6 protein-coding genes are annotated in these 7,322 nt (G+C 36.0%); 3 read left to right on the top strand and 3 right to left on the bottom strand.

Translation table 11 applies throughout. From position 1 onward, the window contains the following. Together ACQKIM_RS03970 and ACQKIM_RS03965 are read left to right on the top strand one after the other, a co-directional pair. The coding region (locus tag ACQKIM_RS03970) for an IS3 family transposase (RefSeq protein WP_427539368.1) at nucleotides 1–213 on the top strand (213 nt) is incomplete at its 5' end. 1,541 nt (nucleotides 214–1,754) lie between these two features. Beyond that, entirely contained in the window at nucleotides 1,755–2,021 is a 267-nt protein-coding gene (locus ACQKIM_RS03965) for a hypothetical protein (protein WP_427539365.1), read from the top strand. 367 nt (nucleotides 2,022–2,388) lie between these two features. Here the strand turns inward: ACQKIM_RS03965 and ACQKIM_RS03960 are convergent, their stop codons facing one another. Both ACQKIM_RS03960 and ACQKIM_RS03955 read right to left on the bottom strand, forming a co-directional pair. After that, nucleotides 2,389–3,009: a hypothetical protein gene (locus ACQKIM_RS03960; protein ID WP_427539362.1), complete on the bottom strand. Its 621-nt coding sequence runs from the start codon at nucleotides 3,007–3,009 to the stop codon at nucleotides 2,389–2,391. Between the two features lie 11 nt (nucleotides 3,010–3,020). Further along, a complete protein-coding gene (locus ACQKIM_RS03955) occupies nucleotides 3,021–5,225 on the bottom strand; it encodes a hypothetical protein (protein ID WP_427539359.1) in 2,205 nt (734 codons plus the stop codon). A 296-nt stretch (nucleotides 5,226–5,521) separates the two neighbouring features. Between ACQKIM_RS03955 and ACQKIM_RS03950 the strand changes: the two genes are divergently transcribed. Continuing rightward, the gene (locus tag ACQKIM_RS03950) at nucleotides 5,522–5,932 is read left to right on the top strand and encodes an Asp23/Gls24 family envelope stress response protein (protein ID WP_286923609.1); all 411 of its coding nucleotides are present in this window, start codon (nucleotides 5,522–5,524) and stop codon (nucleotides 5,930–5,932) included. 59 nt (nucleotides 5,933–5,991) lie between these two features. Here ACQKIM_RS03950 and ACQKIM_RS03945 read toward each other — a convergent pair whose 3' ends face one another. Further along, nucleotides 5,992–7,161 (bottom strand): MFS transporter, encoded by a 1,170-nt coding sequence (locus ACQKIM_RS03945; protein ID WP_427539355.1) that lies wholly within the window; start codon nucleotides 7,159–7,161, stop codon nucleotides 5,992–5,994. Nucleotides 7,162–7,322 lie beyond the last annotated feature (161 nt).

Here is a 7,322-nt window from a genome sequence, read left to right as displayed (position 1 = left end):
AATGCATGTATCGAGTCATTTCATAGCGTCATCAAAAGAGAGTTAGTTTTTCATGAAAAGTATAAAACGAGAGATCAAGCCAAGAAAAGTATCATTGAATACATCGTTAGTTTTTATAACTACAAGCGTATCCATTCATTCACAAATTATATGTCGCCCATTGCATACGAAAAGCAATATTTCAAAGCTTCACAGAAAACTAAGGTCATATAATTAAACCCTTTTAACCTCACAAAAAATTTAAGGGTTACGCCCCTTAAATTATTTGTGAGGCGAGCAAGCGATAGCGCGCTTAGATTTAAAGCAAAATCTCAATTTCCCCTGTCCATTTTCTTGACATAGTATCATAAGGAGCAACAATTCATAGGGAAATTGCTATACAATACTCAAATTAAATGACAAGCCAAGTTGGAGCGGTAAATAAGAGTAAATGTATCATCATCTAATTTGTATGATTTTGTACAGATATTTTCATAGAGGACTAAGGTCTTAACGATAATGGATAAGTTGTGATTCATTAAACAATTATTAAGGAAGTACCAAGTTGTTGATGCATGTTCTGTAAACAGTGCTCAATGCAATCGAGTAACCAACTATTCAGCTTTGAGTTAATTACATGAGTAACTAGCAAGATCCTAGAACCATTTAACGAGTCTGTGAGGATAGTAGAGAATAGGTAGAATGAATGTAAAGGAGTATTCTCGTGAAAGTATAAGAACATAAACAAAAGGACTTGTGTGTGTTTATGCACAAGCCCTAAAATGATGTGTGTTGCCTATGGTATTGATTGTAGAAAAGGAATGATTGCCCCAAATGATTATTCATTCAGCTCTCTTTTCTGTTTTGTATCAATTATTTTAAATAAAAAGAACAGTAGACTACAAGAAAAAACTATCGACATTACACCTTTAACCGAACGCATTACAACGGTATCAGTAGGGAAACCATATAAAATATGTCCCAAACAATATATCCACGCTACAACTATGAATAATTTAAATAGTATATTCTTCATGAAGTATTCTCCCTTAAAAGAACGGCCTTTTTCCTTACTAGCTGAAAATGCTATCTACAGAGAATTATAGCATAATAAATCCTGAGTTGGTATAAAAGTGGTAATTATTATTCACTATTACAGTAGATAATAATAGCCCCATTATTTAGTGTTTTTTCTTCAGTAGAATCTATAGTGGCATCTCCAAGTACACTCAATATCAGTTAGAAATTGTTCCCGTTCTGTAAGAGCATTTCATTTAAACTTCCATATTGTTTTTTGGAAAGTAACACGTAGTACCCTTCGAGAAACTGAGTATCTCCTCCCATAGCTGCGAATTCGCTTGACAATGCTAATCCTGAGCTAAAACAGTGAAGCTAATTGCTTGGAATTCCAACTCTGAGTACTTTTTTAAACTATCTATTTACTTCCTCTTGTCCCCATAGAAAACCATCTTCACGTTGATTCAATCAAGTACATTAAACGTCTTTCAACAGTGGGTACAAAAAATAATTCACTTTTTATATTGAAAAAACTAAAAATTCGATTTGCATCAATTTTTTTGTGGCAAATCGACTTTTTTCAATGATAGGTTTTATTTGGTATAATAAGATAAATTCAGAAAGTTTAACTATATTGTTGGAGATCAATTATGAAACAGATTTCTTATGAGATTTCGAAATAAATGATTCCATGTTTTAGGAAGTGTTTTCATTATCAAGATTTTGGCTTACGTTAGAAAGAGAAAGGGAGGATATTCATGCTATTACTCTGGAGTGTTTCCTTTGTTATCGTAATTTTTGCCTTCATTTTAGCAGTAGTTAAGCTTTCGTGGATTTACATGTTTATAAGTACAATTGTGTCTATACTAGTTGCATCTTATTATTTTTTGGGAGCAAACAATGCTTGGAAGTATATCGGTTTGATTCCTATTTTCTTATTAATGTTGACAGTAGCTTTTTGGTATTTAGAAAAAAGGAAAATAGAGATTAATTGCCGATTTCATAAAGATTTAGATTACAAGTAGTGAAAAAAATATAACCTAAACATAGGAAGGAAGTGTGTCGCATTCCATTTTATTATGAGAATTTTTTCGATTTCTTTTGCAACTGTCAACTATTTGAAAAGAAACGGAACGAAGTATACAATAGCGTTCTGAGGTTGTTCGATTCTTATGGGATGGTTGATGCTTGAGGGAGTATGTATTACGAATTTCCTTGAAAAGAACGATGTATTGGGAGGATTAGAGACAGAGAAGTAAGCATTCACAAATTCACAACCTCCTAACTTTTAGCAGCTAGGAGGTTTTTTTGTCTAATATTTGATTTGAAAGATGATTTTGACTTTTATTGACTTGAGATGACTTTGTGTTAGCCACATCTCTTAAATTATGATTATTCCTCTACTAATGCAGATAGTTGAAAATACGATTTTAATTTTACTGCTTTCATTTCACGCTCTAATTTCATATAATAGCCTGCGCCAGTACCGCCTGTATAGCGAAACGTATTATGCTTGTGACAGATCGGTAATAAATGTACATAACCACCCTCATCAACTGAACTTGAATTGATTGCTTGTAAAATTACATGACCGCCTACTATTGTATCATTACAGCTAAATCCTCTCGTTTTATCATCACTTCCATCTTGTGAATCACCTATATAAATTTTGTTTTGCTCCGCACAGCAAGAAGTGACATCATACTCATTTTGCAAACAGACTTTTAGTAATTGAATCCAAGATGACACTCCATGCCTTGGATCATGAGTACTACCCTCCACATTGGCAAACGTTGTGCCGATATCTAAAGGAGCTGTCACACTATCATATACCGATCTTAAAGGAACAATGATAAATTCGTCTGTATAGTCTGTCTCTGGATTCCATAAATCAGCAAAATAAGCACCTTGCTCATCCTTTGTTTTACGATAAACTACTCGGAAACGCGCTTCCTGCTCCTGTGTCAATTGCAATTTAGCACCCTCTACTGTCGTTGGCATATTGGTAATCATTCTTATTCCTCCTATAGGTTTAAAGTCTGTTTATTATATTTTTTATTGTAATCATCTAGCATTTCTTGGAATTTCGTAACGAACTCAAAAATAGAGATGAAATCAGTATTACTGCTAGCCCCTGTATTGTTAATGCTAACACTTTTATCTGCTGCTGTTGCTTCAAGATAATAGCCTAAAATTTGCGGATTCGTAAAGCGCACCGTAACGCTATTAGCAGAGGATTGCACGCTGGAATTACTTTGTGCTGAGGATGAGGAAGAAGACCTGCTTCCACCGAAAATAAAGAAGCCTCCACCTCTTGCTGAATGATCCTCAACACTTTGTGCAAATGAATCTGACATAGCGGTTGCAGAAGTAAACTTAATTGTGACATCTCGCGCAATAACAAATGCCGTAGGGAAGCATGGGAAAACACATTGATTCATTTCTTTAAAGCGTTCCTTTGAAAAATCTTGATAATCTTTCGATGGTGCAATGGATTTGCTTGATGTATTATACATATCCTCTGTCAGTAAAAAGACCCCAGGATTAAACCATTCTCGACCAATTTGTACCTTTGCTACAGACAGGCCAATTTGGATGGACATCTCTGAGCTACTAGCAAATGCCTTGCTGATCACTTCCTTATGGCTAGAGCTACTAGAATAGCCACCAAAGAAAAAGGATACGCCATAGTTAGAGGAAGAGGCTGAAGCATAGGAAGAGGAAGCTTGATTCGCTTCTTTTAGGCTAGATGTGAGAATAATCTGTGTAAAATTCTCGGGCACATGATTTGGTGCAACTTCATTTTCCTCTGTTTGCTTACTAGCCTCCTTTGAAGATTGTAAAACAGTTGCAAGTCTAATTTTCTCTTTTAATGCTTCAATATCCTGATTTGTATTGTCAAGCTGCTGTTGTAAGGGGGAGAGCATGGATTTGAATTGGAGCTTATTGTTCGCTTCAAAATATTGCATCGCAGCATTTGTTGCCTTTTGTGCCTTGTCAATTAAATCATTTTGTGCAGTTAAACAATCCTTAAAGTTAGCACTAAGCTTATCAAGCAAATCTTTTACCTTATCATTTTCAACACCAAAAATACGCATAACTGTTGAAGGTAAAACGCTTGTTACTTCCTGTAAACCTTGGGAAGCCATCACATCAACCAATGTTTTTAACATATCGAGTGTTGTATTAGCATACGTTTTCTGCAATGCTTCAAGTGACGCTTTAAACGCTGTATCATTTTTTTCATAAGCCTCTTTTAATGCTTGTACTTCTTTTTCATCCGGAATAATTGCTAAAAATGAGTTGATATTACTTGTAATATTGCTACGTTGAGCTACTAATACGGCTAGCTGCTGTGCTAATGCTGCCGGACTTTCGAGTAAGTCAATAGGTGTAAAGGAGGTATTCAATAAAGTAAACCAGTTTTCAGGATAAAGCTGAACAGGATAAACATGTCCACCATCTGGATTCATTTTTCCTACATTGGCAATTGTAGAACGCGCCTCCGCAATTTCACGCCCAACACCACTATCTAAAATACCATTAATAATTTCCATATCACCTGGGGAAAAAACACTTAAAACTTTACCGAGTTTTTCCTCTACTCCAAGCACTTCTGCCTCTGCCGTTATTTCATACCAATCTAAAAATTCATTATTACGTTGCTTATAGTCTTCGGCTGTCTGCTCTGGGTACTTTTTCGCAAGTTCGTTTTTCTTTGCCACTTGTTTTTCAGCCCATGCTTGCTTTGCCTCTACATAATCGCTATACAATCGGTAGAATACTTGCTCAAGCGTAAGTACATCCTGCTTGCCATCCCCAAAATTATAAGGATATGGCGTCATTAAAACCTCTCTTAGTTTGTTTTTCGCCTCAAATAGCTTACTATTTAATTTAGGTGTTAACATATCTAGTGCAGTTTTATACTGAGTTGATAGGTGACGCCCATTATCAGAGGCTGTCATCTGACAGGCATCAAACAATTTATTGACAAGCTTTGATTCATTAGCTCTTACATAAGCAGGCTTCGGTTCGTTATTGTCAATGTCATAGGCATACTGTGAGGCACTAATTAACGTTCCGGGAAGGCTCATACAAAAAAATTGATTTGCATTACTGCCACCAATAACGGAAGTAATCTGTTCATATAGTTTGTCCGCAAAGCTTTTAGAATTCTCATTATCCTGCAGATCTGTTGCTGTCAATATCTGATCTTGTTCATTTTCCATTGTACTTCCCCCAATACATAATTGTGATTGTAAAGCTTTCACCAAACCACTATATGAAGAGGCCTTCTTCCATATAACACCCGACTTAAAAAAACTTTTGTTAGTTTTTATAGAGAAGTAATGTTGGTTTATCGATAGAATCTTTAGAGTTATCGAAAAAAAGTCATGTTTTATCGCCAAACTTTTTAATTTTATCGGCTAAAACGGCTTTCGACAGCCAAACCTTCCTTTTTATAGTATAATAAGCGTAAGAACAGCATTTGTTTGTGATGTGTTAGGGAAAGGATGATATTTGTATGGCTGAGAAAGTAGGACAATCTTTCGTACAACCAACTCCTTCTGGCAAAGAAGAACTTGGAAAAATTGAAGTAGCTGCGGAAGTAATCGAAGTTGTGGCTGGGATCGCAGTAAATGAGGTTGAAGGCATTGCTGCAACTCGTGGAAATATTGCAACGGGTGTTGTTGAGCGCTTCGGTAAAAAAGTGCACAATAAAGGCATTAAATCGGGTGTGACGGAAACAGGTGAAATTGCCATTGATGTATTTTGTTCTGTGAAATATGGCCATGCTATTCCAAAGGTAGCGAAGGAAGTACAAAGTCAAATTCGTCAGGCAATTTTTAATATGACTGCACTGGAAACAGCTGAGGTGAATGTCCACATTACTGGCATTCATTTTGAAAAAGAAGAGGTTGCTGTACACGAATAACAAAAAAAGGGTTGCCCGAGTGGCAGCCCTTTTCTATTAGGAAATGTTTTAGTAATACATTATAGTTCAATATGCTTTGGCTTTCTCCAAAATAAAGCAAGGATAACGCCAAGGGTTAATACGATTGTTGCAAAATAGTAGGGGTAGTTTAAGTTAATATCAAACAAGATGCCGCCTAAAATTGGTCCAAATATATTACCAAGGCTTGTGAACATGGAGTTCATACCACCCACAAAACCTTGCTCGTTTCCGGCAATTTTGGATAAATAAGAGGTAGCGGCAGGACGTATTAAATCAAAGCCGACGAAAATAAAGAATGTTACAAATAAGATTGCAAAATAATGACTTACAACTGTCATCGCAAATGTTAGAACAGCAGAGAGGATCAGTGAATAACGAATAACATTAATTTCACCCATTTTTTTTGTCAGCCAATCGAATAATAATAGCTGTGCAAGAGCACCGACAATCCCGCTCCCAGTAATAATAATTGCGATATCTGAGGGTGTAAATGCAAATTTATGATCCACAAATAAACTAAATAACGATTCAAATGCGGCTAAACCAAAGGAAAGCACGAAGATTAACACAAATGGAATGAAATACAGCGGACTAATTACTCGTTTTACACTACCTAAAATGGATGGTGCAGCCTCTTGATCATCTAAAGCACGTGTTGGTTCTTTTAACAATATTAATGACAGGATAGCCGCTACAAAGCCAAGTATACCAGCAGCATAAAACGGTATACGTGTACCGAATTCAGCTAAAAATCCACCAATTCCTGGACCAATGATAAAGCCCGTGCTTATCGCAGCACTCATATAGCCCAGTGCCTTTGAACGCTGTGATAATGTAGTAATGTCAGCGATATAGGCTGTTACTGCCGGCATGATGAAGGCAGCACTCACGCCCCCTAGCATACGTGAGATAAAGAGAATTTCTATCGTGCGACCAACCCCAAACAATAGCTCGGAAAGACCAAAAATAAAAAGGCCCGCCACAATCATTACTTTCCGACCTATTTTATCCACTAGTTTACCAGCGATAGGGGATACGATAAGTTGTGTAATGGCAAAGGCTGCCACCATGTAACCAACAACTGAGCCAGAAATATGTAGTTCATTCATAATGGTTGGTAGTACTGGAATAACTAAACCAATGCCTAAAAAGGCAATGAATAGATTCAATAATAAAATTGATAACGTTAAAATTTGTTTCTTATCCATATTTTTTCTCCTTTAAACTTTCACAATACATGAGAACTAAGTCTACTAGAATATTTCCATGAGTAATACAATAAACCCTATAGTAACTATAGGGTCAAAAGATTTGTTTACATTTTTTCGATTCTTTGCTTTAGGTAAGTGTGGCAGGAGGAGTGAATTAT

It is taken from the genome of Lysinibacillus sp. NPDC047702 (genome assembly GCF_050272555.1).
In the GTDB taxonomy this organism is placed as follows: Bacteria; Bacillota; Bacilli; order Bacillales_A; family Planococcaceae; genus Lysinibacillus.
This window is presented reverse-complemented; position numbering and strand designations above follow the sequence as displayed.